The organism is Bacillus sp. 205(2023) (assembly GCF_037027485.1).
Classification (GTDB): domain Bacteria; phylum Bacillota; class Bacilli; order Bacillales; family Bacillaceae; genus Bacillus; species Bacillus halotolerans.
On record NZ_JAXCHF010000001.1, the window covers coordinates 1182900 to 1208254 of the forward strand.

Annotated in this window: 26 protein-coding genes, 1 tRNA gene, 1 riboswitch and 1 other annotated feature; of the genes, 4 read left to right on the forward strand and 23 right to left on the reverse strand. The window is 44.3% G+C overall.

The genetic code is table 11. From position 1 onward, the window contains the following. Nucleotide 1: 1 nt before the first annotated feature. Nucleotides 2-520 carry an acetolactate synthase small subunit gene (gene ilvN / locus WA325_RS06040; protein ID WP_105953470.1) on the reverse strand — a complete coding sequence of 173 codons (519 nt, stop codon included), beginning with the start codon at nt 518-520 and terminating at the stop codon, nt 2-4. Next, entirely contained in the window at nt 517-2241 is a 1725-nt protein-coding gene (gene ilvB / locus WA325_RS06045) for an acetolactate synthase large subunit (protein ID WP_105953469.1), read from the reverse strand. The genes ilvN and ilvB overlap by 4 nt, the downstream gene beginning before the upstream one ends. Nucleotides 2242-2362: 121 nt before the next feature. After that, nucleotides 2363-2612, reverse strand: a binding site (T-box leader). Nucleotides 2613-3062: 450 nt separating this feature from the next. On the opposite strand from ilvB, the gene cotQ reads away from it, so the two are divergent. Beyond that, nucleotides 3063-3386 carry an inner spore coat protein CotQ gene (cotQ, locus tag WA325_RS06050; RefSeq protein WP_336183321.1) on the forward strand — a complete coding sequence of 108 codons (324 nt, stop codon included), beginning with the start codon at nt 3063-3065 and terminating at the stop codon, nt 3384-3386. A 170-nt stretch (nt 3387-3556) separates the two neighbouring features. Beyond that, nucleotides 3557-4012 (forward strand): GNAT family N-acetyltransferase, encoded by a 456-nt coding sequence (locus tag WA325_RS06055; protein WP_105953468.1) that lies wholly within the window; start codon nt 3557-3559, stop codon nt 4010-4012. Nucleotides 4013-4207: 195 nt separating this feature from the next. On the opposite strand, the gene WA325_RS06060 is transcribed toward WA325_RS06055, so the two are convergent. After that, nucleotides 4208-5476, reverse strand: coding sequence for a Kelch repeat-containing protein (locus WA325_RS06060; protein WP_105953467.1), 1269 nt, complete (start codon nt 5474-5476; stop codon nt 4208-4210). 262 nt (nt 5477-5738) lie between these two features. On the opposite strand from WA325_RS06060, the gene WA325_RS06065 reads away from it, so the two are divergent. After that, nucleotides 5739-6566, forward strand: coding sequence for a YsnF/AvaK domain-containing protein (locus tag WA325_RS06065; protein WP_336183322.1), 828 nt, complete (start codon nt 5739-5741; stop codon nt 6564-6566). 57 nt (nt 6567-6623) lie between these two features. Here the strand turns inward: WA325_RS06065 and WA325_RS06070 are convergent. From WA325_RS06070 to sdhC, 12 genes are all read right to left on the reverse strand, one after another. After that, nucleotides 6624-6697, reverse strand: a tRNA-Arg gene (locus tag WA325_RS06070). A 130-nt stretch (nt 6698-6827) separates the two neighbouring features. After that, nucleotides 6828-7337: a YfcE family phosphodiesterase gene (locus WA325_RS06075; RefSeq protein WP_024122391.1), complete on the reverse strand. Its 510-nt coding sequence runs from the start codon at nt 7335-7337 to the stop codon at nt 6828-6830. Nucleotides 7338-7351: 14 nt separating this feature from the next. After that, the gene (locus tag WA325_RS06080; protein WP_101863450.1) at nt 7352-7948 is read right to left on the reverse strand and encodes an XTP/dITP diphosphatase; all 597 of its coding nucleotides are present in this window, start codon (nt 7946-7948) and stop codon (nt 7352-7354) included. A gap of 12 nt (nt 7949-7960) precedes the next feature. Beyond that, a complete protein-coding gene (gene rph / locus WA325_RS06085; protein ID WP_044154054.1) occupies nt 7961-8698 on the reverse strand; it encodes a ribonuclease PH in 738 nt (245 codons plus the stop codon). A 110-nt stretch (nt 8699-8808) separates the two neighbouring features. Next, nucleotides 8809-9909, reverse strand: a complete 1101-nt coding sequence (locus WA325_RS06090; protein ID WP_024122394.1) for a GerMN domain-containing protein — start codon at nt 9907-9909, stop codon at nt 8809-8811. Between the two features lie 115 nt (nt 9910-10024). Next, nucleotides 10025-10843 (reverse strand): glutamate racemase, encoded by an 819-nt coding sequence (gene racE, locus WA325_RS06095; RefSeq protein WP_105953464.1) that lies wholly within the window; start codon nt 10841-10843, stop codon nt 10025-10027. 7 nt (nt 10844-10850) lie between these two features. Then, entirely contained in the window at nt 10851-11291 is a 441-nt protein-coding gene (locus WA325_RS06100) for a MarR family winged helix-turn-helix transcriptional regulator (RefSeq protein ID WP_003222521.1), read from the reverse strand. Between the two features lie 239 nt (nt 11292-11530). Continuing rightward, nucleotides 11531-11755, reverse strand: a complete 225-nt coding sequence (gerE, locus tag WA325_RS06105; protein WP_003184172.1) for a spore germination transcription factor GerE — start codon at nt 11753-11755, stop codon at nt 11531-11533. A 115-nt stretch (nt 11756-11870) separates the two neighbouring features. After that, a complete protein-coding gene (locus WA325_RS06110; RefSeq protein WP_105953463.1) occupies nt 11871-12314 on the reverse strand; it encodes an acyl-CoA thioesterase in 444 nt (147 codons plus the stop codon). A gap of 59 nt (nt 12315-12373) precedes the next feature. After that, nucleotides 12374-13135: a succinate dehydrogenase iron-sulfur subunit gene (sdhB, locus tag WA325_RS06115; RefSeq protein WP_024122397.1), complete on the reverse strand. Its 762-nt coding sequence runs from the start codon at nt 13133-13135 to the stop codon at nt 12374-12376. A 2-nt stretch (nt 13136-13137) separates the two neighbouring features. Next, nucleotides 13138-14898: a succinate dehydrogenase flavoprotein subunit gene (gene sdhA / locus WA325_RS06120; protein WP_105953462.1), complete on the reverse strand. Its 1761-nt coding sequence runs from the start codon at nt 14896-14898 to the stop codon at nt 13138-13140. Nucleotides 14899-14931: 33 nt separating this feature from the next. Beyond that, a complete protein-coding gene (gene sdhC / locus WA325_RS06125; RefSeq protein ID WP_003237652.1) occupies nt 14932-15540 on the reverse strand; it encodes a succinate dehydrogenase cytochrome B558 in 609 nt (202 codons plus the stop codon). Nucleotides 15541-15832: 292 nt separating this feature from the next. Between sdhC and WA325_RS06130 the strand changes: the two genes are divergently transcribed. After that, on the forward strand, nt 15833-16279 hold the full coding sequence (locus WA325_RS06130) for a YslB family protein (RefSeq protein WP_059293467.1): 447 nt from the start codon (nt 15833-15835) through the stop codon (nt 16277-16279). Nucleotides 16280-16323: 44 nt separating this feature from the next. Here the strand turns inward: WA325_RS06130 and WA325_RS06135 are convergent, their stop codons facing one another. From WA325_RS06135 to fadR, 8 genes are all read right to left on the reverse strand, one after another. After that, complete coding sequence (locus WA325_RS06135; protein WP_336183323.1) at nt 16324-17553, reverse strand: aspartate kinase; 1230 nt, start codon at nt 17551-17553, stop codon at nt 16324-16326. Nucleotides 17554-17678: 125 nt separating this feature from the next. Further along, a riboswitch (Lysine riboswitch) is annotated at nt 17679-17858 on the reverse strand. A gap of 64 nt (nt 17859-17922) precedes the next feature. Further along, complete coding sequence (gene uvrC, locus WA325_RS06140; RefSeq protein ID WP_336183324.1) at nt 17923-19695, reverse strand: excinuclease ABC subunit UvrC; 1773 nt, start codon at nt 19693-19695, stop codon at nt 17923-17925. A gap of 135 nt (nt 19696-19830) precedes the next feature. Continuing rightward, on the reverse strand, nt 19831-20145 hold the full coding sequence (trxA, locus tag WA325_RS06145; RefSeq protein WP_003222500.1) for a thioredoxin: 315 nt from the start codon (nt 20143-20145) through the stop codon (nt 19831-19833). A gap of 305 nt (nt 20146-20450) precedes the next feature. Continuing rightward, nucleotides 20451-21938: an alpha-N-arabinofuranosidase gene (locus WA325_RS06150; protein WP_227597988.1), complete on the reverse strand. Its 1488-nt coding sequence runs from the start codon at nt 21936-21938 to the stop codon at nt 20451-20453. A 204-nt stretch (nt 21939-22142) separates the two neighbouring features. Then, nucleotides 22143-23120: an electron transfer flavoprotein subunit alpha/FixB family protein gene (locus WA325_RS06155; RefSeq protein ID WP_305934557.1), complete on the reverse strand. Its 978-nt coding sequence runs from the start codon at nt 23118-23120 to the stop codon at nt 22143-22145. 35 nt (nt 23121-23155) lie between these two features. Further along, nucleotides 23156-23929 carry an electron transfer flavoprotein subunit beta gene (etfB, locus tag WA325_RS06160; RefSeq protein WP_336183325.1) on the reverse strand — a complete coding sequence of 258 codons (774 nt, stop codon included), beginning with the start codon at nt 23927-23929 and terminating at the stop codon, nt 23156-23158. Nucleotides 23930-23943: 14 nt separating this feature from the next. Continuing rightward, nucleotides 23944-24720, reverse strand: coding sequence for an enoyl-CoA hydratase (locus WA325_RS06165; RefSeq protein ID WP_322008448.1), 777 nt, complete (start codon nt 24718-24720; stop codon nt 23944-23946). Between the two features lie 14 nt (nt 24721-24734). After that, nucleotides 24735-25319, reverse strand: a complete 585-nt coding sequence (gene fadR / locus WA325_RS06170; protein WP_014477593.1) for a fatty acid metabolism transcriptional regulator FadR — start codon at nt 25317-25319, stop codon at nt 24735-24737. Nucleotides 25320-25355: the final 36 nt, after the last annotated feature.

Sequence of the window (25355 nt, forward strand, 5' to 3'; positions counted from 1 at the left end):
TTTATACAATAGATATTGTTTTATTGGATGACGCCTTTTGCTGAGTGCCCCTCGCAAAAGCCGTTGTACCTGTTCTCGCAATTTCTTTGATGCCATATGGTTTTAGTAATTCAATCAGCGCTTCAATTTTGTTAGATTCGCCAGTCACCTGTACAACGATGCTGTCTCTGCTGACATCAACGACAGAAGCTCTGAACGGCTCTATCATTCCGTGAATCTCTGTCCTCGTTGACGGTGCGGAAACGACCTTGATTAAGGCAAGCTCCCTTTGGACAATTGATTGATTTGTGATGTCAGTGACTTTCAGCACATCAATTTGTTTGTTAAGCTGTTTTGTCAGCTGTTCAACATCATTTTCTCCTTCAACGTGAACGACAAAGGTAATTCTGGAAACGCCGCTTGTTTCTGTGTGTCCAACTGTAATGCTTTCAATGTTGTAATGTCTTTTTGTAAATAGACCGGTGATCCGGTTTAACACGCCGGAACGGTTCACCACAGTCAATGTGATAATTCTTTTCAAGGTTTCACCCCCACCATTTCATGCAGCCCTTTCCCCGGAGCCACCATCGGGAATACTTTTTCTTCTCTGGCAACCCGCACGTCAATGACAACCGGTTCTTTTGATGTTAATGCCTCTTCCAGCTTTTCTTTCGCTTCCGCTTCTGATGAAATTCTCATGCCTTTAATGCCGTATGCTTCCGATAATTTGACAAAGTCAGGCTGAGAAGCGAATTTAGATTCTGAATAACGTTCTTCATAGAAAATTTCCTGCCACTGTCTGACCATCCCGAGACAAGCGTTATTTAAAATCACAACTTTGACCGGGAGATTCAATTCGCGAATGACATCGAGTTCTTGGAGCGTCATTTGAAAACCGCCGTCTCCGAGCACCGCCACCACGGTTGCATCTTTATCAGCCAGCTGTGCGCCGATCGCTGCCGGAAGGCCGAATCCCATCGTGCCAAGTCCGCCTGATGTCACCCATTTATCTGCCTTTTGGAACGGATAGAATTGCGCTGACCACATTTGATGCTGGCCCACATCCGTTGCGACAATAGCCTCGCCTTTTGTAAATTGATGAATATATTCAATCAATTTCTGAGGTTTAAAGCCTTCTTCTTCATTGTCTACGTACCAGAGCGGATACTCTTCTTTCCACTCGGCAAGCTGTTTTTTCCATTCGCTTGAATCGCCTTGTTTGCCGTTTTGTTTGATCAGCTCTTGCAGGACAACTTTGCTGTCGCCGACAACCGGAATTTGCGTTTTCATGATTTTTCCGATTTCAGCCGGATCAATATCAATGTGGGCAATCTTTGCGTTTCTTGCAAAATGCTTCAGGTTTCCTGTGACGCGGTCATCAAAACGGGCGCCGATGCTGATTAAAAGATCACAGTCATGAAGGGCCATGTTCGCTGTATAAGTGCCGTGCATACCCGCCATCCCCAAGAAAAGCGGATGGTCTGCCGGGAAACCCCCAAGTCCTAAAAGCGTGTGTACAACTGGAATTTGCTGCTGCTCGGCATAATTTTTTAATTCTTCTGACGCTTTTCCGTGCAATACGCCCGCACCCGCTAGGATAACCGGTTTCTTTGCGCTGCTTACGGCTTCCACAAGCTTGCGGATCTGCAAATAATTCGGCTCCGTTGTCGGCTGATATCCCGGGAGATTCATCTCGTGATCATAGCTGAATTCCCCTTCAATTGCTGCAACATCTTTCGGAATATCGATTAGTACAGGTCCCGGTCTTCCCGTTGTCGCAATATGGAATGCTTCTTTAATGATGCGCGGCAGATCTTCCGGCTGGCGGACCTGATAGCTGTGTTTTGTAACCGGCATTGTAATTCCTAAAATGTCCGCTTCCTGAAAAGCGTCGCTGCCGATAACGGAGGTTGCCACCTGCCCTGTAAAGACGACTAAAGGCAGTGAATCAATCATGGCATCCGCAAGTCCAGTAACAAGGTTTGTCGCTCCCGGTCCTGATGTCGCAATAACGACCCCTGGTTTTCCAGAAACTCTCGCGTATCCTTCTGCTGCATGAATGGCGCCTTGCTCGTGTCGGGGAAGGATATGTACCATTCCTGAATTGTACAGTTTATCGTAGATTGGAAGTACAGCTCCGCCCGGATAACCGAATATCATTTCTACTTTTTCTTTCTTTAATGATTCAATCAGCATTAACGCTCCGCTCATCGTCTGTGTACATTTGGCAGATGCTGAATCCACCTGTACATTAGTCCCCATTTTTAGTTCCTCCTTTTGGATTTTCATCCTCTAAAGATCATCATTTATTAGCTTTACAGCTGATTATTCAATAAAAAAAGCCCTTCCGCCCACAATCAGCCGCGCAGTGAATGCGATAGCCAAAAGGGGCGAAAAGGCTCTTCTTTCCGCGGTACCACCCTTGTTTACGGCCTTTTATACGGCCGTCTCATGGATATTCCTATCCGTTTTAATAACGAGTAAACATCATCGTTCACCCGGCCAAGTCCTACTGTGATTTCAGACTGGCACTCTGAGGCGAGTTCACCTTGTAAAGCTTCGCCGGTTCTCAGCTAATCCGGTTCTCTGTGGAAAGCTTTTTCAAGGCTACTTATCCTCATCTGCGCTTTTCATATTCAGTCTCTTGAACAGTTTTTCTGCCGTCCAAGAAGATCGTTTGTTTTTCATTTTTTTAGAATCCTATTGCAATCATTTGTGCTTGTGAAACTTGTGTTTATCTTTTGTTGAACTCATATTACGCCGCTTTGGACGCAGTGTCAACAGCATTTTTTAAAATTATTAGACAATTTAGATTAATCAAACTATACTGTATACGCTTTCATTATTGGTATATAAGGCATTTCAAAAGATAAAAGTTTTTGTAATTTTTTTATTAATCTATCAAGTTTACACTCGAATTTTTCAATTTCATATAAACATGTCACATAATATGACGTGTTTTTGTTTCGATGAGACGTATATATGGAAGATCTTCTGGCAAAAAACAATTTCAGTTCGGATAGGCTCTTTCATTATTTTTCGTCATACACTGGTGTTATCTTGCAAAGAAAAGGTGATACGAGATGAATAAATCATTTGCAGACATCCAAGGATTTCCCGGGGGTTTTCCAAGCTTTCCCCAGCCATTTTATCCGGCAGCTCCCAGCTTTCAGCAAGGCCATCAGCCATTTGGAGGCTTTGGATACGGACAGCCGTACAGCCAGGCATACAGCCCGCTAAGCACCCCCTCTGCTATGTACTCCTCATTTCCATATGCTTCAGGATTTTACGGACAGCAATTTTCAGGTGCCGGCTATAGCGGCCATGGCGGCGGTTTCAGTATTCCCGCAACGCACGCCGGAGGATTCAGCGGAGCATCTGGAGTACATGGAGGATTTCGATATTAAAATATCATGAGGTGCCGAACATCTATGTTCGGCACTTGTTAATTTATTCATCTTTAATAAAGTTAATAGACTGTAAGGTTTCCTATCTTACTATTTGGAAGCAAAAAGGATATATTTTAAGATAAAGGATAAGTATGTTCAGAGTTACGGTTTTTGAGGAGGAATTCATTTTGCATATTAAAGTAGATGATTTGACCGGACATCAAGTGATCGAATTAGTGAGTGAGCATTTACATAGCATGACTCTCATGTCTCCGGCTGAAAGTATTCATGCCCTGGACATAGAAAGGCTGAAAGAACCTGAGATTACATTTTGGAGCGCTTGGGACGGCAATGAATTAGCCGGCTGCGGAGCACTTAAGGAACTGGACAGCCGGCATGGAGAAATTAAGTCGATGCGAACCTCTTCTTCCCATTTAAGAAAGGGCGTTGCCAGCAAGGTTCTTCAGCACATTATAGTAGAAGCCAAGCGGCGCGGCTATCAGCGATTGAGTTTGGAAACGGGGTCAATGACTTCTTTCGAGCCGGCAAGAAAACTTTATGAAAGCTTCGGTTTCCGGTATTGCCAGCCGTTTGCAGACTATATGGAAGATCCGAACAGCGTGTTTATGACAAAGGAATTGTGAAATATAAAGGATAGATAAGTGCGGGACTATGTTTCTGTCTTATCTATCTTTTTATATTGTGGTTACAATTCATCTTCTGCTATCTAGGCAGCATCTTACATTAGCACTCTGCTACGTTTTTCCTTCTGCAGACAACTTTCTCGATTGCTTATCACACAAAAAAACCATCCAGCATTGTACTGGATGGTTAAATTATTATTTATATTTATTCACTTCATACATCAAAATATTTTTAAACACAACATAATCCTTTTTACTTTCAAAAGGCCCTTTGTTGTTGTCATGCTCATCAATTTCATAAAAGCCCGGTCCCTCTCCAGCATCACGCTGCTTATACCATTTGAGGAAACCGTTCACTTCTTTCATGGACAGCTGATATTCTTTTTGCAAACCGTTTACCATTGTAATAACAAGGAGGGCGTCTCCGTCTTCTGCTGAATTATCCTCAGAAGGTGTTGTTGTTGATCCTTTATCCTTATCTCCCGGATTCTCAGCCCCATCGGTTGGTATGTTTAAATCCTTTAATGAAATTGACATAACTGATTTAAATTTAGAGGATGCACTTCCAGTAAAACTGGATGTTTCCTCTCTTCCACCAATTACATAAAGAGTATCATCAATAATGGCAGAAGAATGAGCCATTCTGTAGGGGACTTTAGGGTTTGTCACAGCTGTAACTGATTGACTTTTGGGATCGTACACCTTTATTCGGTTTACACCTCCAGTCATCAGAATTTTTCCTTTATAAGCAAGCGCAGAATAATATCCTGCTGTGAATCCTTTACCATTTTCTGCCCATGTGTCTTTTTCTGGATCATAAACATAAACGATTTGGGGAATATAATGCGTTCCGCCAAGAATATATAGTTTATTATCAATTACTGCTGTAGAAGCTCCGGTTACTGCTCCGGTTACTTCATAATTTAATTTTTGTTTTTTCTCCCATTTCTTCGTTTCTAGATCATAACTGTAAGTCGTTGCATACGAGTTACTTGCAGAACCTACAACATAAATTTTCTTTCCAATAGCTTCTGCATAAATCTTATAGGCTGGAACCATTTTTTCAAAGGGTAAGTCACCCAATTTTTCCCACGTATCTTTTTTTGGATCATATACATCTACTGTCTTGACAGCTCCATCGTTTGACATTCCGCCCAAGACATAAATTTTCCCATCCACTGTAACAGTTGCAGCTCCTCCCCTCTCTGTGGGCATGTCGGCTTTTCTTGTCCATTCATTTGTTTTAGGATCGTAGACAAACGTTTGGTTCCCATAAGTACCTGGTTTTTCCGTTCCGCCACCTATCACATATATCTTTCCATCTACTACACCGCTGCTTGCGCCGACACGCGGCTCAGGCAAATCTGCTCTTTCTTTCCATTCAACTGTTTCCGCACTAACTGTTTGGAGCGATTGAAACAGTGTAATCACGAATAAGAAAAAAACAATGAACCATTTTTTCAAAAGATAACACTCCTTTATTTGTTTTTCCACATAACAAATATCGGCATGACTATAAATTTTTCCATATCCGTATCCAAATATTTATTTTTCAGGAAATTCATATAATAAAAAGCTTATTCTTTTAAAAAGAAATAATATAAATTAATCTTTATGCAATTGCCGAAAACCGTGAGTGTTTTCGATTTTGTTTATTTTAAAACGTAACGGGAATTAAAGACGACAAGAACGATAAAATTTTATTTTTACAGAGGAGGAGATTAATATGAAAAAAAGTGTAGTTGGTGTATACGAAACTCCGCAAGAGACCATTGCAGTAATTGAAGGCTTACTAACAAAGGGGTATGATTCTGACGATATTTCTGTTGTCACAAATCGCCGGGATACCGATTATCTCGAATCCCGTACAGGGACAGAAGTAAATCAAGCCCTTGAAGCAAATGATAGCGATTCTGAATCCTTTTTCGATAAACTGAAAGATTATTTCACAATGGATGATACTGGCGCGCACAGCAAAGCATTATCAGACCTGGATATCTCAAATGATGAAATAGACAAGTACCAAGAGGATCTGGATGACGGAAAGCTTCTCGTAGCCGTCGATACAGACGCAGACTTAGATGCGACTATTGATAACGGCAATGCCCTTTCAGGCGGCTTTGCCAATACAAATGAGACAGTAGATTATACAACAAAAGAAGAAAAAACCATGCCGCTTCGAGAAGAACAGCTGAACGTGGATAAAGAAGATATCCAAACCGGAGAAGTGGAAATCGGAAAAGAAGTCAAAACAGAACAAAGAGATATGGACATTCCGGTAAGACATGATGAAATTTACGTTGAACGCCGTCCGGTGGATGAAAACACGGCAGACGCTTCTCCCGTAAATGACTCAGAAACGGTCAGGGTTCCTATCGTTGAGGAAAAGCTTGAAGTGACAAAAAAACCCGTTGTTACGGATGAAGTGGTTGTCGGAAAACGGACTGTCGAAGAAAACAAACATATTTCCGAAACTGTGAAAAAAGAAGAACCGCGTCTGAATAAAGAAGGAAATGTCCGCGACCTGGATGATGATACGTTAAATAACAAATAAAAATCATCATAAACAAAAACCTCAAATCCTTTAAGGATTTGAGGTTTTTTCTTGGTACGTCCCAGGAGAGATTCGAACTCCCGACCGACGGCTTAGAAGGCCGTTGCTCTATCCAGCTGAGCTACTGGGACACGTTTTGTTTTTTTGTTTTCGCTTTAACTATCAGCGACAAGATTTATTATATATGGGATGCAATGATAAGTCAACGGTTTTTTAGAATTTTTTTCATGAGGAAGAAAATTTTCTTCCTCATGTGATATTTCATAGGGTTACCCGGTGTTGCAAATCAATGATTTCATCGCCTGCTTGGTTATAAAAACGCACTGTTGCTGTATCATTTTCTAAAGACAGTATAGCATAGCTTTCTGTGCTGCGCACTCTTGGAAGGCGGATGCTGCCGGGATTAATCAGCAGTTTTCCGCGCAGCATTTCGCTTCCTGCGATGTGTGAATGCCCGAAGCAAATGATATCCGCTCCGAGCTCCTCTGCACGATAGTATACGTTTAATAAGGTCTGTTTAATACCATGAAGGTGTCCGTGCGTAACCAATATTTTTTTGGAACCGGCCGTCAGCAGGAGCTCGTCCTTAAAATCGCCGATAAAATCACAATTGCCTTTTACAACGGAATAAGGCTCTAACGCCGGATGGCCGGTTTCAAGCTCAGAGTCTCCGCAATGAATCATGAGATCAACATCCGCTTCATGACGTTTCGCTATGGTTTGAAGCTCCTCTTCAAGCCCATGGCTGTCACTGATAATCAGCACGTTCATATATAAGCTCCCCCTTATGCCTCCAACAGCTTCGACAGCTTTTTAAGCGCGTCAGCCCTGTGGCTGATTTTATTTTTTTCATCACTTGTCAGCTCGGCCATAGTTTTATCTTTATCTTTGACGATAAAGATCGGGTCATAGCCAAATCCGTATTCTCCTCTCGGCTCTTCGGCAATATACCCTTCAACATGACCTTCGACTGTTTTTGTTTCCTCTCCCGGAATACTTACGGCAAGCGCGCAGCGAAAACGTGCCGTACGCTGTTCTTTTTCGATGCCTCTCAGCTCGCTCAGCACTTTATCGATATTCGCCTGGTCATCTTTCTGTTCCCCTGCATAGCGTGCTGAATAGACGCCGGGACGGCCTCCTAAATTATCAACGGACAAGCCAGAGTCGTCTGCAATGACCATTTTGTTCACTGCTTTCGCCACCGCTTCCGCTTTTAGAATCGCATTTTCTTCAAACGTATGGCCTGTCTCTTCAATTTCATCTGTAAACCCGATTTCAGCTAATGATTTTACCTCGTACCCTTTCGGCTCAAGGATTTCTTTAAATTCCTTCACTTTTCCCGGATTGTGAGTTGCAATAATTGCTTCTTTCATGATGATCAAGCCTTTCTGTCATTATTTCAGTTCTGGAAGTGAATCGCCCAGCACTTCTTTTTGCTTGTCAATCAGTTCCTGAATGCCTTTTTCTGCAAGACCGAGAAGCCCATTCAGATCCTCACGTGAAAAGGTTGCCTCTTCCCCTGTTCCCTGAAGCTCCACAAAGCGGCCGCTGCCTGTCATGATGACATTCATATCAACTTCAGCAGCAGAATCTTCTTCATAATTTAAATCTAACAAAATTCCCTGCTCTTTATCAATTCCGACAGAGATCGCTGCCAGGTAATCAGTGAGCGGGTTTGTTTTAATCGTTCCTGCTTTGAGAAGCTTGCCAACCGCAATCGCCATGGCAAGAAACGCTCCGGTAATGGAAGCCGTTCTCGTTCCTCCGTCCGCCTGAATGACGTCACAGTCAATCCAAATCGTACGTTCGCCCAGTTTCTCTAAATCAACGACTGCCCGAAGCGCGCGGCCGATCAAACGCTGAATTTCCATCGTTCTGCCGGAAATTTTTCCTTTGGAAGATTCTCTGATCGTTCTTTGATTTGTAGCCCGCGGCAGCATGCTGTATTCAGCTGTAATCCAGCCTTTGCCTCCGCCCCGCAAAAACGGCGGTACGCGATCCTCTACAGATGCGTTGCAGATTACTTTTGTATTCCCCGCTGTTATTAGAACAGACCCTTCCGGATGGCTGATAAAGTCCAAATCAAACGTGATTGGACGCAGCTCATCATGTTGTCTTCCGTCATGTCTCATGTTTTACCTCCGATTGTATGTACATAAACCATTTTTGTCCCGGAATTGAATAAAGAAAGAGGCAGCCGGAACGCTAACCTCTTTCTTTCTAGTATATCAAAAATCCCAATTTAAAAACTACCCGTATTCACTTGAGACGGTCTGGATACCGCTTCTGAAAGTTTTTCGCCTTTTTCGTTCACAAGCTCGGCTTTTCCGTTCACTTTAACGGATACGCTTTTTACATCCGGCTGTTCTGTTAAAGTCAGCACAATGCTGTTGAGCACTTCTGAGGAAATCATTTTCGTCTTTTCATCTGCGCTTCCGAAAATGGATTGATTAAAATCTAGCGTTACACGTCCATCTTTGATTTTCGGCTTACTGACCAATTTCACATCTTCGCTGAAATCCGTTAACAGGCCGCTCGCCTTGCTCGGGCCCTCAGCCAGTTCATTAATAGCGGCTGTAATGTCGTCTGTTTTAGAATTGTCAATTCGTTTCGTTACCGGCACGTAATACTCACTGTCATCGGTTTCCGCCAAATAGTAGACTGTCAGCGGATGTGTAGCAGTGAGATCATTGACGCCTGCTGTTTCCAAATTAATCCCGTCCTTACGGCTTAAATCGTCCGAGATCGGCGTGCCGCCTACAGGCATCTCCTTAAGTTCGTGCCCGTTGATTCTCAGCTTCACTTTGTCTATTGAACTGAATTGAGTCAGCGTCCACGTCACCGATTGAACGATTTTCTGTTCATCTTCCTTCTTATAGTTTTTAAATTCCTTTGAGAAGTCCGCTATAGCAGTGCCATCTTTTTTGATGTCTACGTTAACAGTTGTGTCAGCCGGCAAAACGGCTCTGAAGCCATTCGGCAGAATCTCTGACACAGGCCCGCCCTGCACAAGGTATTCAAGCGCCTGCTTAGCCGTTCCTTCACTTTTCGGAAGAGGCATCGTTTGCGCAACGACATAACCGTTTTTATCAATGAGATAAAGCTCCCTCATCACTGTAGAAGAGTCCTGATTCGCTTTTTCGGTATCACTTTTTTCGTTTTTTGTTTTTTCGGCTGCTGTTGTATTTGAATCGGTCCCCGCTTCATCATTTACGTATGTAACGTCTTGAGGCGGATCGATTTCCTCAGCTGTCTTATCGGATTGAAATAAACCGCACCCGGATAAAAGCAAGGCAGAGGTGAGACAAGTGGCACCAATGACTGCAGGTCCTTTTTTCAGCATACTTTTCCCTCCTAAGGCTGTTTGTACTACTATGTATACGAGCCTCTGCGGGAAATAGACCGATGAATTCCATTAAAAACAGAAAAAACCCGCAACATGCCGTTGCGGGGCAAAACTATCTTCTAATTGGTTCTCGCAAAGAGATGCATTCTACGTGACCTACTTCATGGCCAAACCAGTCATCTGCTATTTTCGCAAACTGATCCCGTTCTCCTGTAGTAAGGAATTGATGATCTGGGGTAAACGGAGATTGATTCAGCAGTCCTTTATACGATAGAATCGTACTCACTTCCCGGGCTGTTTCATCACCTGACGAAATAATATTCACATGCTCTCCCATATATCTTTGAATCGCGTCTTTTAAAATAGGATAATGGGTGCAGCCTAAAATCAGCGAGTCAATCGATGTATCTTTTAACGGAGATAATGATGTTTTGACAATCTCGTCTGCTGTTTTGTCAAGAAACTTTCCGCTTTCCACAAACGGCACAAGCAGCGGACAGGCAAGATTTTCGACCTTCAGTTCGGCATTTAATGCCAGAAGGGCTTCTTCATAAGCATTGCTCTTAATGGTGTTTTCTGTGCCGATTACACCGATATGCTGATTTTCCGTCACTTTTATCGCGGCCCGAGCACCAGGCTGGATCACCCCGACCACCGGAATCTCAACGTCGCGCTGGATGTCTTCCAGTGCAATTGCTGTCGCGGTGTTGCAGGCGATCACCAGCATCTTAATGTGGTGGTTTTTCAACAGATAATGTGTCAGCTCCCGCGTGTATTGAAGCACTTCTTCTTCAGGACGCGGCCCGTACGGACACCGTTTTGTATCCCCAACGTAGATTATATTTTCTTTTGGTAGCTGTCTCATGATTTCCTTTGCAACGGTTAACCCGCCAACCCCGGAATCAATGACTCCTATTGGTTGTTCCAACAAAATCGCCTCATTTTCTCTTCATTTCATGCTGCAGTTTCATCAATGATTTTTCGAAGATGGCTATTTCTTCATCTGTAAACGTTTCGAACATATCACGCAGGTATTCCTGTCTTTTTGTAATGACCTCTTGGATAATGCGTTCCCCTTCAGGCAGAAGGTGTATCCTGACGACACGTCTGTCCGCCGGGTCCTTTACCCGCTCGACAAGCTCATTTTTTTGCATACGGTCGATGAGATCCGTCGTCGTGCTGCATGCCAGATACATTTTCCCCGATAGTTCGCCGATTGTCATGTCTCCTAATTCATAAAGCCATTGCAGACCGACAAATTGCGGCGGCGTGATCGCGTATTGGTTTAGGATTTCTCTTCCTTTTTGTTTAATGATCGCGGCGATGTGGCGGAGCGACTTTTCAATGTCCGCAACATGCTCCAAAGGTTTTGATGTCATTTGTCCATCCCTCACTCAAGGATCTCTTACGCACAAAAGCGTTCCGTGTCTATTTTCCTTCTTTTTTAAAGAAAATGCAAGACTCGCGGGACGAGAAATAGAGGGACATTAGGCAAATGAAAGCAAATTGAAAATCTCGTTTTATATCGTATCATCCTGGTTTAATATAGGAATCCGGAACTTTTCAAACAAACAGCAATAACCGGCTCCCTCCTGAAAAGAAGGAATACCGGCAAGGATTAAAGCTCTAGCTCACCCATTCTAAGAAGCTCAACAACGGCTTGCGAACGCCCTTTCACACCTAATTTCTGCATGGCATTTGAAATATGGTTTCGAACGGTTTTCTCACTGATAAATAGCTCGCTTGCAATCTCCTTTGTTGTCTTATCTTGAACGAGCAATTCGAACACTTCTCTTTCTCTTTTCGTTAGCAGCGGCTTCGATTGAAATTCTTTCTCCTTCAAGTATTGTAACCCTCCTTGCTAAGGTGAGAGCGAATCTGAAACGAATGGGTTTTGATATAGTCAAGATATCATATGTCAGGAGGGCGCAGGAGGTGACGTTTACAGAAGAATTAGTTTATGGTGTATGGAGAAGCTTTTCTTTCTCCTCATTCGTCCAGCTGACAGCCTTTCCGCTTTCCTTCGACACTTGAACCATGACAACAGCTCCGGTGAAGCAAGGCTCCCCTACGCTGTTTTCTCCGAGGTAATGCAAGGTGAGGGATGAACTGCCGACAGCGCTTGTTTTTACATAAATACGCAAGTCTTCATAAGGCATAACTTGGCGCAGATAATCACATTGCTGACTGGCGACGACTGTCATGGTTTGCTTATGTTGTTTCATCATATTCAGATTTTTAAAATAAGATATCCTCGCTTCTTCAAAATAGATGAAAGGGATTACATTATTCATATGCCCAAACATATCAGTCTCAGAAAATCGTACAGATACTTCATTAAAAAAAGAAAAGGATTCTTTCCATTTTTGAAACGGCACGTCAATGTAAGCAGGAAGCTTCATTTCACTCATCTCCTTATTGTTTAAAAAAACCTCTCCCATGCGGAAGAGGTTTTTTCATCTTATACTCTGTCGCTTCCGAAGAAATTGCGGAATGCTTGTAAGTTTGTATCCCTGTTTAAGGCAGCGATAGAAGTGGTAAGCGGAATGCCTTTCGGGCAGGATTGAACGCAGTTTTGCGAGTTGCCGCAATCTGCAAGGCCTCCTTCATCCATCAGCGCTTCCAGCCGGTCGGATTTGTTCATGGCTCCTGTCGGATGGGCGTTAAACAGACGGACCTGAGACATCGGAGCAGGCCCCATGAATTTCGATTTGCTGTTTACATTCGGGCAGGCTTCCAGGCAGACACCGCACGTCATGCATTTTGATAATTCATATGCCCACTGGCGGCGTTTTTCCGGCATTCTCGGTCCCGGTCCTAAATCGTACGTGCCGTCGATCGGTATCCACGCTTTTACTTTTTTCAGAGAATTAAACATTCTGCTGCGGTCAACCTGCAGATCACGCACGACCGGGAATGTTTTCATCGGTTTTAAGCGGATCGGCTGTTCAAGCTGGTCAACAAGCGCCGTACAAGACTGGCGGGGCTTTCCGTTTATAACCATTGAACATGCGCCGCACACTTCTTCAAGACAGTTCATATCCCATGTGACAGGAGTTGTCTTTTCACCTTTCACGTTAACCGGATTCCGGCGGATTTCCATTAAAGCGGAAATGACGTTCAGGTTCGGGCGGTATGGTATTTCAAATTCTTCATCGTAAGGCGTGCTGTCGGGTGTATCTTGACGTGTGATAATAAATCGTATGGTCTTTTTCTCACTCATGATTATTTCGCCACCTTCTTCTTCGAGTAATCCCGTTTCCGAGGCGTTATCAGTGATACATCGACATCCTGATACTCAAACTCAGGCGCTTCATACAGGCTTACATGTTTAGCCATTGTTGTTTTGAGCCATTCATCATCATTACGCTCAGGGAAATCCGGTTTATAATGGGCGCCCCTGCTTTCATTACGGTTGTAAGCACCCAGTGTAATCACCCTGGCAAGCTGAAGCATGTTTGAAAGCTGGCGTGTAAACATAGCTCCCTGGTTGCTCCATTTTGTCGTGTCATTGATGTTAATCTTTTGATACCGCTCCATTAACTCCTGAATTTTGTCATCTGTTTTCAACAGCTTGTCGTTATGGCGGACAACCGTCACATTCGCCGTCATCCATTCCCCGAGCTCTCTATGGAGGACGTACGCATTTTCGTTTCCGTCCATATTCATAATCTCAGCCCATTTTTCTTCTTCTTTTTTCACGTGGGCATCGAATATCGATGAAGACATATCCTCTGCGGAAGATTCTAAGCCGTTTACATATTTCACAGCATTCGGTCCGGCTACCATTCCTCCGTAAATCGCGGAGAGCAGGGAGTTTGCTCCCAAGCGGTTGCCTCCGTGCATGGAGTAATCACATTCCCCAGCGGCAAACAGTCCCGGGATATTTGTCATTTGATCGTAATCTACCCATAAGCCGCCCATTGAATAATGAACCGCAGGGAAGATTTTCATCGGGAGTTTGCGCGGGTCGTCTCCCATGAATTTCTCATAAATCTCAATGATGCCGCCGAGCTTAATATCAAGCTCTTTTGGATCTTTATGAGACAGATCGAGATACACCATGTTCTCGCCATTGATGCCGAGTTTCTGATTCACACACACATCAAATATTTCGCGTGTCGCAATATCACGCGGCACCAAGTTTCCATATGCAGGATATTTTTCCTCGAGGAAATACCACGGCTTACCGTCTTTGTATGTCCACACACGTCCGCCTTCACCGCGCGCCGATTCACTCATCAGCCTTAATTTATCATCCCCCGGTATAGCTGTCGGGTGGATTTGAATGAATTCTCCATTTGCATAATACGCTCCCTGCTGATAAACGATCGATGCAGCAGACCCTGTATTAATCATGGAGTTTGTGGATTTACCGAAAATGATTCCCGGTCCGCCTGTCGCCATAATGACAGCGTCAGAACGGAAGGATTCAATTTGCATGTTTGTCAGGTTTTGCGCGACAATTCCGCGGCAGGTTCTGTCATCATCTAATATAGCGCCAAGGAATTCCCAGCCTTCGTATTTTGTGACCAGACCGGCAACCTCGTATCTGCGCACTTGCTCGTCCAAAGCGTAAAGCAGCTGCTGGCCAGTCGTCGCACCTGCATAAGCTGTTCTGTGGTGCTGTGTACCCCCAAATCGGCGGAAATCAAGCAGCCCCTCAGGCGTCCGGTTAAACATGACGCCCATCCGGTCTAATAAGTGGATGATTGATGGCGCCGCTTCACACATCGCCTTAACCGGCGGCTGATTGGCAAGAAAGTCTCCCCCGTACACAGTATCGTCAAAATGTTCCCACGGAGAGTCGCCTTCCCCTTTTGTGTTGACTGCTCCGTTGATGCCGCCTTGGGCACAAACTGAATGAGAACGTTTCACAGGAACGATGGAAAACAGCTTAACCGCCATTCCTGATTCCGCTGCTTTGATTGTCGCCATGAGGCCGGCAAGACCCCCGCCGACTACAATAATGCTTGTTTGACTCATGATAGCCCCTCTCCCTCTAGTAATCTAGTACTCTTATACAAATGCAAAAATCGCTTTTAAGCCTACGTATGACAGTGCAACAAAGATAATCAGCGTAACGTACGTCGAAATTCTTTGAGAACGTGGCGTTACAGTGATGCCCCACGTGACAGCAAAAGACCATAAACCGTTCGAGAAGTGGAAAATTGTCGATAAAACACCTACAATGTAAAAGCCCAGCATAGCCGGCGAGCTCAGGATATTCGCCATCATGTCGAAATTGACCTCAGCGCCCATCTGTGCAGCAATGCGGGTTTCCCACACATGCCAGCTCACAAAAATGAGAGTGATGATACCGGTTACACGCTGCAGGACGAAGAGCCAGTTTCGCATATAGCTATATTGTCCCGCGTTATTTTTCGCAGTAAACGCTATGTACACACCATAAACTGCATGATAAATTAAAGGTAAGAAGATAATAAAGATTTCCAGAGCATACCTGAAAGGCAGACTATCCATAAAATGAGCAGCATTATTGAATGCTTCCGCGCCCCTTGCGGCAAACTGGTTGACGACTAAATGCTGAATCAAAAAGATGCCGACCGGTATGACGCCAAGCAAGGAATGCAATCTTCGAAAATAAAACTCTCTGTTCCCAGACATTACTTTACCCCCTGTTTGATAAGTGCGAAATGTGCTAAATCTCTTCCCCCACTTCTTTCAATTGTAAGCACTTTATTAAGATTTATTGACAATTTCATTTTACTCCTACCACAAAAGGGCGTCAAGAAAACGCGTACATAAATTCTAATTTTCCGAATTGATTAGTTGATTCAAAAATTTTATTTTATCAATATATAATTCTTTCTTAATTTTTCATGAGAAATACAGGATCATTCTGTAATCCTCCCCCCTGTTTGGGCTATAATAAACGAAGGAGAGAGGGGAGACAGATATGAAGTCTAAATATGAAGCATCTATACACAATTTAAAAGAAATTGAAATGAACGCCTATGCCTATGAACTGATACGAGAGATTGTTCTCCCAGACATGCTTGGCCAAGATTACTCTTCCATGATGTATTGGGCAGGGAAACATCTCGCCCGTAAGTTTCCTCTTGAATCATGGGAGGAATTTCCGGCTTTCTTTGAAGAAGCAGGCTGGGGAACCCTCACAAACGTTAGCGCAAAAAAACAGGAACTGGAATTCGAGCTTGAAGGGCAGGTTATTTCCAATCGGCTTAAATATCAGAAAGAACCGTGCTTTCAGCTGGAAGCTGGCTTCATCGCCGAGCAAATTCAATTGATGAATGATCAGATTGCCGAATCATACGAACAAGTAAAAAAGAGAGCCGATAAAGTGGTTCTGACTGTCAAATGGGATATGAAAGACCCGGTGTAATGAAAAAGGCGGTGACTGCATGAGTCCCGCCTTTTTGGTTGTCATTACACAGCTGAAGGGTGTTTCGAGAGCTCGAATGCATCGTGCAGTGCTTCCACCGCTTTTACCATGTCATTTTCGCTCACTACTGTTGAAACTTTGATTTCAGATGTGCTGACCATTTTGATTAATATGTTTTTTTCCGCCAGTACAGCAAACATTTCAGCCGCTACACCAGGATTTGATACCATGCCTGATCCGACAATGGATACTTTGGCCAATTTGCTTTCTGTCTCGATTTTTTCGAATTCCAGCGCATCTTTGTACTCTTCAAGTACGGCAACAGTCTGGTCCGCGTCTTCGGATTTAACAGAGAAGGAAATTCCGGTCTCATGGTCTCCCGCCTGCGTTTGGATAATGATATCCACGTTAATGTTTCTTTTTGCAAGAGTTGTAAAAATAGTAGACAAAGTGGTCAGGCCACTTGTCAGCCCGTAGATGGTTACCCTTGTGATTTGATCTTCGAACGCGATGCCTCTGACGATAAGATTCTGCTCCATGGATGATTCCTCCTCAATTAATGTTCCCGCTTCTGTTTCTGTACTTGAACGCACTTCTAACGGCACTTGGTAATTTTTTGCGAATTCAACCGCTCTCGGATGAAGAACACCCGCGCCTAAGTTGGCAAGCTCCAGCATTTCATCGTAAGAGATGCCGGCAAGCTTTCTCGCTGATTTCACATAGCGCGGATCGGTTGTAAACACGCCGGGCACGTCCGTATAAATATCACATTTATCCGCTTTTAATCCGGCAGCCAAAGCCACTGCTGTTGTGTCTGAACCGCCTCTGCCCAATGTCGTGATTTCACTGTCGTCTGTCATGCCTTGAAACCCTGCCACAACAACGACTTTTCCTTCCTGAAGCTGGCCTTCTAACACGGATGTGTTCATATCCGTAATTCTGGCGTTGCCATGGACGGCCTCCGTGCGGATCCCCGCCTGCCATCCTGTATAGGAAACGGCGTCATAGCCTTTTTCCTGCAGCGCCATGGAAAGCAAGGAAATGGTGACCTGCTCGCCTGTTGCCAGCAGCATATCCATTTCACGTTTGCTCGGCTGATCAGTGATGTCTTTTGCAAGGCTGACCAATGCGTCAGTGGATTTCCCCATAGCTGATACGACAACAACGACTTGATGGCCTTTCTGTTTTTCCGCAATGACGCGATTTGCTGCATTTTGAATTTTTTCGACTGAGCCGACGGAAGTACCTCCGAATTTTTGTACAATGAGACCCATGTATAACCACCCTTTACATTTTGGTTCGTGCGGGTGAGGAGAAAGAGCGCTTTGTCCACAATAAAAAAAGCAATGAGAGGAATTGCTCTCATTGCTTATCAATTAATCATCACGATGATTATGAACAACGAGATAGCCCTCCAAGAAAATGATTTCTTGACAGCCTTACATTTATTCAATGCACGGCCAGCAAATAATACCGATGGGGTTTTATTTACTTCGGCGACGCTCCCCTTTCAGCCTTTTTCTCAGAATCCATCTTTCTCCAAAGGCTTACTCTTGAAGTTCGCACCTCTATCTTCACCATATTACACGATCTAATTATGAAATTAGTTCACATTTTATCAGAACTTTTTCAAAAGGACAACATTATTTTTGCAATTTATCATAAAGCAGCTGTGCCGCCGCTGCGGGTACACCCGCTTTTTTGATGTCCTCGAGGCTTGCTTCCTTCATTTTTTTGACGGAACCGAAATGCTTTAACAGCATTTTCTTTCTTTTTTCTCCAATTCCGGGTATATCGTCTAGCACAGACTGGAACGCGCTTTTCCCGCGGATTTGCCTGTGGAAGCTGATCGCAAACCGGTGCACCTCATCCTGAATTCGCTGAAGCAGGTAAAATTCCTGGCTGTTTCGTTCAAGATAAACCGTCTCCAGCGGATCGCCGATTAATAAATTGGAGGTTCTGTGTTTATCATCCTTCGCCAAGCCGGCAATCGGGATATCCAAGCCCAGTTCGTTTTCTATGACGTCACGGGCCGCGTTGATCTGGCCTTTCCCTCCGTCTATAATGATCAGGTCAGGGAGCGGCAGGTTTTCACGAAGCACTCTCATATATCTTCGTCTGACAACCTCTCTCATTGAGCCGTAATCATCAGGCCCTGTGACAGTTTTGATTTTGTATTTGCGGTATTCCTTTTTGTATGGTTTGCCGTCGATGAAGACAATCATCGCCGAAACCGGGTTTGTCCCTTGTATATTCGAGTTATCGAACGCTTCGATTCTGTGCGGGGTATAAATATTTAAGGCGTCACCAAGTTTCTGCACAGCACCGATTGAACGCTCCTCGTCACGTTCGATTAAAGAGAATTTTTCTTTAAGCGCGATTTTTGCGTTTTTATGTGCCAGCATAAGCAATTCTTTCTTCGACCCTTTTTTCGGCTGATGGACGTTTGTTTCCAGCAGCTGCTCAATCATCGATTGATCGACGCTGTCCGGCACTAAAATCTCCTTCGGCAGAAAATGGTTGTTTTTTGAATAAAACTGCCCGATGAAGGTAAGGAACTCTTCATCTGCTTCCTGATAAAGCGGAAACATACTGACGTCACGTTCGATGAGTTTTCCTTGCCGTACGAAAAAGACCTGTACGCACATCCAGCCTTTATCATAAGCGTAAGCGAATACGTCACGGTCGACTAAGTCGTTCATCGTCATTTTTTGTTTTTCCATCGTTGATTCGATATGGGCAATTTGGTCACGAAGCTCCTTTGCCCGTTCAAATTCAAGGTTCTCAGCCGCCTCAAGCATTTTCTCTTCTAGCTCTTTTTTAACGTCGTTATAGCCGCCCTTTAAGAAACGGGTAATATTCTCAACCAGCTCTCTGTTTGTCTCTTCAGAAATGTCCTTTACACAAGGAGCAAGACATTGTCCGAGGTGATAATAAAGACACACTCTGTCGGGGAGCTTTGAGCATTTTCTGAGAGGGTAGAGACGGTCGAGCAGCTTTTTCGTCTCCCTTGCGGCCTGCACATTCGGATACGGTCCGAAATAGCGCCCTTTGTCTTTTTTGACATTGCGGGTGACAATCAGCCTTGGGTGGCGTTCATGGGTGAGTTTTATAAAAGGATAGGTTTTATCATCTTTCAGCATGACGTTATATTTCGGATCATGCTTTTTGATCAAGTTCATTTCTAAAATTAGCGCTTCAAGATTGGAGGACGTCACGATATATTCAAAATCCTCGATTTCCGTCACAAGCCTCTGTGTTTTTGCGTCATGGGACCCGGTAAAGTAGGAGCGCACTCTGTTTTTCAGCACTTTTGCTTTTCCTACGTAGATCACTGTCTGCTGACGGTCCTTCATTAAATAACACCCGGGCTGATCGGGAAGGAGGGCGAGTTTTTCTTTCAGTTGTTTGTTCATATGTTACCCTTCCTTATAGTTAGTCCTTTGCTTCCAGTTTAACACGAACAGGTGTTTTTCTCCATGGTTCACGATTGGCGAATAAAAAAAGCGATCCCTCAATTGGAATCGCTCTGGCATGTAAGCAGCCGAAAATTAAAGATGTTTGTTTACAAGCTCTTGAAGCGCTTCTTTCGGTTTGAAGCCTACAGATGTTTCAACAACTTCTCCATCTTTTAAGACAAGAAGTGTCGGGATGCTCATAACGCCGTATTTGCCTGCTGTTTCTTGGTTCTCATCTACATCGATTTTTACGATTTTCAGTTTGTCGCCCATTTCTTGATCCAATTCTTCAAGAACAGGTGCAATCATTTTACAAGGTCCGCACCAAGGAGCCCAGAAATCAGCAAGTACGACGCCTTCGCTTGTTTCAGCTGAGAAAGATTGATCAGTTGCTTTTACGATAGCCATTATTGAATTCCTCCAATTGTGAAATGATGATTTTTAGTATAGCATCTCCCATTCGTTCACGCTATTTAAATGCTTATAAATTATTTTTTCCTGATCACAATCGGTTTACTCATAGAATGGGGCATTAAAACACGAATCTGATAATCGCTCCGATCACCACGATTGCGCCGATGATCATTAAAATTGTACGAAGCATAGGACAACATCCCTTCTATAACCGTCATATACTTTACCATGCCCTTTTGGAGCTGTTTCAAAACAAAAAAGAGCGCTGTCCTCTAGTGGATCGGCGCTCCTTATTTTGTTTAAGAATCAGTCCGTAATGTGAGTAAGACAACTGCCATTGGCGGCAGCTTTGCTTTCAATTTGTTTTTATTTACAGAATAACGGCTGAACGATTCAGGTTTTACGTGCTCCGGATCATCAAACGTGTTATGGGCGTTCATCTTTTCAGCAGTCAGGATAACGCCGGAATGATCCACAGCCTTGTCAAGACCTCTCAGCTCGATCTCCACCTCTGCTTTATTTTGATGATCAATGTTACAGATGCTGACGTTTATATCGCCCTCAGCATTTCTTGATGCTGACACACTGATTTGAGGCAGCGTTTCTCCCTTCCATTCATAGTCAGCGGACGTTGTTTCAGTATCTAAAAGAGAGGCATCCTGATGTACCTTAAACATGTCAAATACATGGTATGTCGGCGTTAATAGCATCCGTTCTCCCTCAGTCAGAATCATAGCTTGAAGAACGTTTACCGTCTGCGCGATGTTGGTCATTTGCACCCGGCGGCAATGCTGATGGAAAATGTGAAAGTGAGAAGCTGCGACCAGCGCGTCACGAATCGTGTTTTGCTGATATAAAAAGCCTGGGTTCGTTCCTGGCTCAGGGTCAAACCATGTGCCCCATTCGTCAATAATCAGTCCGACCCGCTGTTCCGGATCATACCGGTCCATAATTGTGCCGTGTTTTTCAATCAATTCATCAATGTATTTGGCCTTTTTCATCGTGATGAACCATTCGTCCTCTGTAAATTCTGTGGCCGATCCTTTGCCCTTCCAGAAATCTCCCGGAATCGTGTAGTAATGAAGGCTTAGCCCATCCATCAGGCCAGCTGCTTTTTTCATAAGCACGTCCGTCCAATTAAAATCATCGACGTTTGCACCGCCGGCAATTTTATAAATTTCATTGCCACTGTAATTGCGGACATACGTTTGAAAACGGCGGTATAGATCGGCATAGTACTCAGGGTGCATGTTGCCGCCGCAGCCCCAATTTTCATTGCCCACCCCAAAATATTTCAGCTTCCAAGGCTCTTCTTTTCCGTTTTGTTTTCTCCAATCCGACATTGGCGTGCCTTCTTTAAAGGTCATATATTCGATCCATTCCGCCATTTCCTGAACTGTTCCGCTTCCTACATTGCCGCAAATGTAAGGTTCGCACTCAAGCAGCTCGCACAGCATCATAAATTCATGTGTCCCGAATTCATTCGATTCAACTGTGCCGCCCCAATGAGTATTGAGCATCGTCTTGCGGTCACCCACACCGTTAGCCCAATGATATTCATCCGCAAAGCAGCCCCCCGGCCATCGGAGGACAGGAATACGCAGCTGTTTCAGCGCTTCTAACACATCTTTTCTTATACCGTTTATATGAGGAATGCTTGATTCCGTTCCGACCCAAATCCCTTCATAAATCCCTCTTCCTAAATGCTCAGCAAAATGACCGTATATATTTTTGTTGATCGTTCCTTTTACAATATCCGTTTGAATCACTGCTGTATGTTCAGACATGCTTGATCATTCCTTTCATACAAATATGAAAAGCACCACAGTCAAATATAGGATCTGTGTTTTGTCTGAGGAGCCAGCATGAATGTAAGCGCTTTTAAAGCAACCTTATTATATATGTCCGTACATGTCAACGACTTTTTTTATCACTAAATATTTGTACGTATGTATTAAAAACCCCGAACTTTTGCAGTCCGGGGCTTCCCTTTATGAGTGAATATTCAGCTGTTTGAATTCTTCAGTCAGTAATGGGACGACTTCAAATAAATCTCCTACAATACCGTAATCAGCTATTTTAAAAATATCGGCTTCAGGATCTTTATTGATGGCGACAATTACCTTGCTGTTGGACATACCCGCCAAATGCTGGATGGCACCGGAGATTCCGCAGGCGATATACAAATCGGGAGTGACAACTTTTCCGGTCTGTCCGATTTGAAGAGCATAGTCACAATAATCAGCGTCACACGCCCCGCGTGAAGCGCCGACTGCTGCGCCCAGCACCTCGGCAAGCTCCTGCAGCGGCTGAAAGCCTTCCTTGCTTTTTACGCCGCGGCCGCCCGCAACAATGATTTTCGCTTCAGAGAGATCAACGCCGTCCGCTGTTTTTTTGACGATCTCTTGTATGACGGTACGGAGATCCGTAAGGGAAACTTCGATGCTTTCAATGCTGCCTGCCCGGCTGGCGTCTTTTTCTAAGGCTTGAATGTTGTTTGGACGAATCGTCACAAGCGTCATCGGATCCGTGGAAATGACACGTTCAAATGCCTTCCCTGAGTAAATCGGTCTTGTGAAAACAACGTTCTCTCCGGTAACGCTTACATCTGTAGCGTCAGAAATCAATCCCGTTTGCAGCCGGGCTGCAAGCTTCGGTGACAGATCCTTCCCCATTGCAGTGTGTCCGCATACGACCGCATCAGGTTTTTCCTTTTCAATAATGGTTCGCATCACTTGGCTGTATCCGTCTGCCGTATATGTCTTGAGCTTTGGGTCCTCAGCTGTGAGAACTTTGTCTGCACCATAGTGGATAAGCTCCTCTGCATGCTGTGATATGTTTTCTCCTATAAGAACACCGATCACTTCTCCATCACCTGAAATGATTCTTCCAGCGGAGATCGCTTCAAAGGTGACATTTCGCAGTTCTCCGTCACGAATTTCTCCGAGTACGATCACTTTTTTTCCCATCCTAACATCCCCCTGTTTCTTTGAATGTGCAAGCGCTAAATGACTTTCGTCTCGCTGCGGAGCAATGATACGAGCTCTTTTGCCTGTTCGGCAGGCTCACCCTGCAGAAGCTTCCCGGCTTCTTTTTTCGGCGGCAGAAAACGTTCAATTGTTTTCATTTTTGGTTCAGCATCTTCTTCATCCAAGTCCAGATCATCCAACTCAAGCTCTTCAAGCGGTTTTTTCTTGGCTTTCATGATTCCCGGAAGCGATGGGTAGCGCGGTTCATTTAAGCCTTGCTGAGCTGTGACCAGCAAAGGAAGAGTCGTTTTGATTTTTTCAACATCCCCTTCAACGTCCCTTTCCGCTTCTGCGTCACTTCCATTGATGTCGAGTTTGGTGATCGTCGTGATGCACGGAATGTCCAAAAGCTCTGCCAGGCGAGGCGCCACTTGTCCTGAGCCTCCATCGATCGCGACATTTCCGCCGAGAATAAGGTCAAACTCCTGTTCCTTCATATAGTGGTATAAAACTTGAGAAATGGAATACTGGTCGGGTTCTTCGAGATCATCTTCTATGTTGATTAAAACGGCTTGGTCACACCCCATGGCAAGCGCTGTACGCAGCTCCTTTTCCGCTTCTTCGCCGCCGACAGTGACAACGGTGATGGTGCCGCCGTGTTTTTCCTTCAGCTGAATGGCTTCTTCAATCGCGTATTCATCGTACGGATTGATAATCCATTCAGCCCCGTCATCCTGAATCTTCCCTGCGTCAATGACGATTTTTTCTTCTGTGTCAAACGTCCGTTTCATCAGTACAAATAGATTCATGATCATATCCCCTTTTATTCGCCTTTGAACTGAGGCTTTCTTTTTTCGAGAAATGCCTGAATGCCTTCCTTGGCGTCCTCCGACTCAAACGCTTCTCCAAACCGCTTTGCTTCAAGCTTTAAGCTGCCTTCATAGGAATACACCTTGTTTGTATAGAGAAGCTCAAGCAGAGACGCCATCGTTTGCGGACTTTTTTCTGCAAATTTGCCAGCAAGCGTTTTCGCTTTTTCAAGCACTTCTCCTTCATCTTTTGCTCCGATTGTCACAAGTCCGAGGTCAAGCGCTTCTTTCCCCGATATCGGTTCTCCTGATCCAATGAGCTCCAATGCTTTTGCTGTACCAACGTATCGCGGGAGCCGCTGTGTACCTGCAAAACCGGGAATAATGCCGAGGTTAAGCTCAGGAAGCCCCAGCTTGGCATCTTCTGCCGCAATTCTGATATGGCAGGCCATTGCAAGCTCCAGCCCGCCGCCGAGGGCAGCTCCGTGAATCGCTGCGATAATCGGTTTTGGAAAGCTCTCCATTCTCTCCATCAGCTGCTGGCCGCGTTCAGCCAGCATTGAGGAATCCTCACTGTTTCTCAGTGACGTAAATTCTTTAATATCAGCGCCTGCGGAGAAGAACCTTCCTTCCCCGTGTATAATAATGCACCGCACGCCGGCATCTGTCTCACACTGATCAAGACAGGAGGACAGCTCTTCTAATATCCGGCTGGAAAGCGCGTTTGCCGGCGGATTGTGAATCGTCATAACTGCAACAAATTGATCAACTGCGAGTGATATTGCATTCATAGGACAGAACTCCTTTACTTATTGTGAATTCCGGATACCAGTAATTCTAAAACACTGTCTGACAAAGCAGCCAGATCGTACTTTTGATCATTCATCACCCAGGTCGTCACGGTTTCGTCAATCGTTCCAAAAATCATTTGCCGGGCGAGGCGGACATCGAGGCCTTCTTTTAACTCGCCTGATTGTATTCCTTCCGTCAGAATGCCGTCTAAAATATTTAAGTAGCCTTTTAATATTTCATTAATTTTCTGCCGCAGCTCCAAATTGGATTGGCGGAGCTCAAGCTGAGTGACAATGGCGAGGTTATGGTCGCCCGCCAAAAGTGAGAAATGTTTTGAAATCACGAGCGCCAATTTCTCTTTTGCTGTTGCCTTTTCTTTTATGTCCTCTTCCATCCGCTCAATGAATTGGCCCATTTTTTCTTTAAACAGAGAAATTAAAATGTCTTCTTTATTTTTAAAATAAAGATAGATGGTGCCGTCCGCTACTCCGGCTTGTTTGGCGATTTTAGATACCTGTGACTGGTGGTAGCCGTTTTCCGCAATTACTTCAACTGCTGCATCAATAATCTGCATATACTTTGGCCGTTTTTGCTTCAATTTTCATCGTTCCTTCCTATAGGAATGAATGACTAT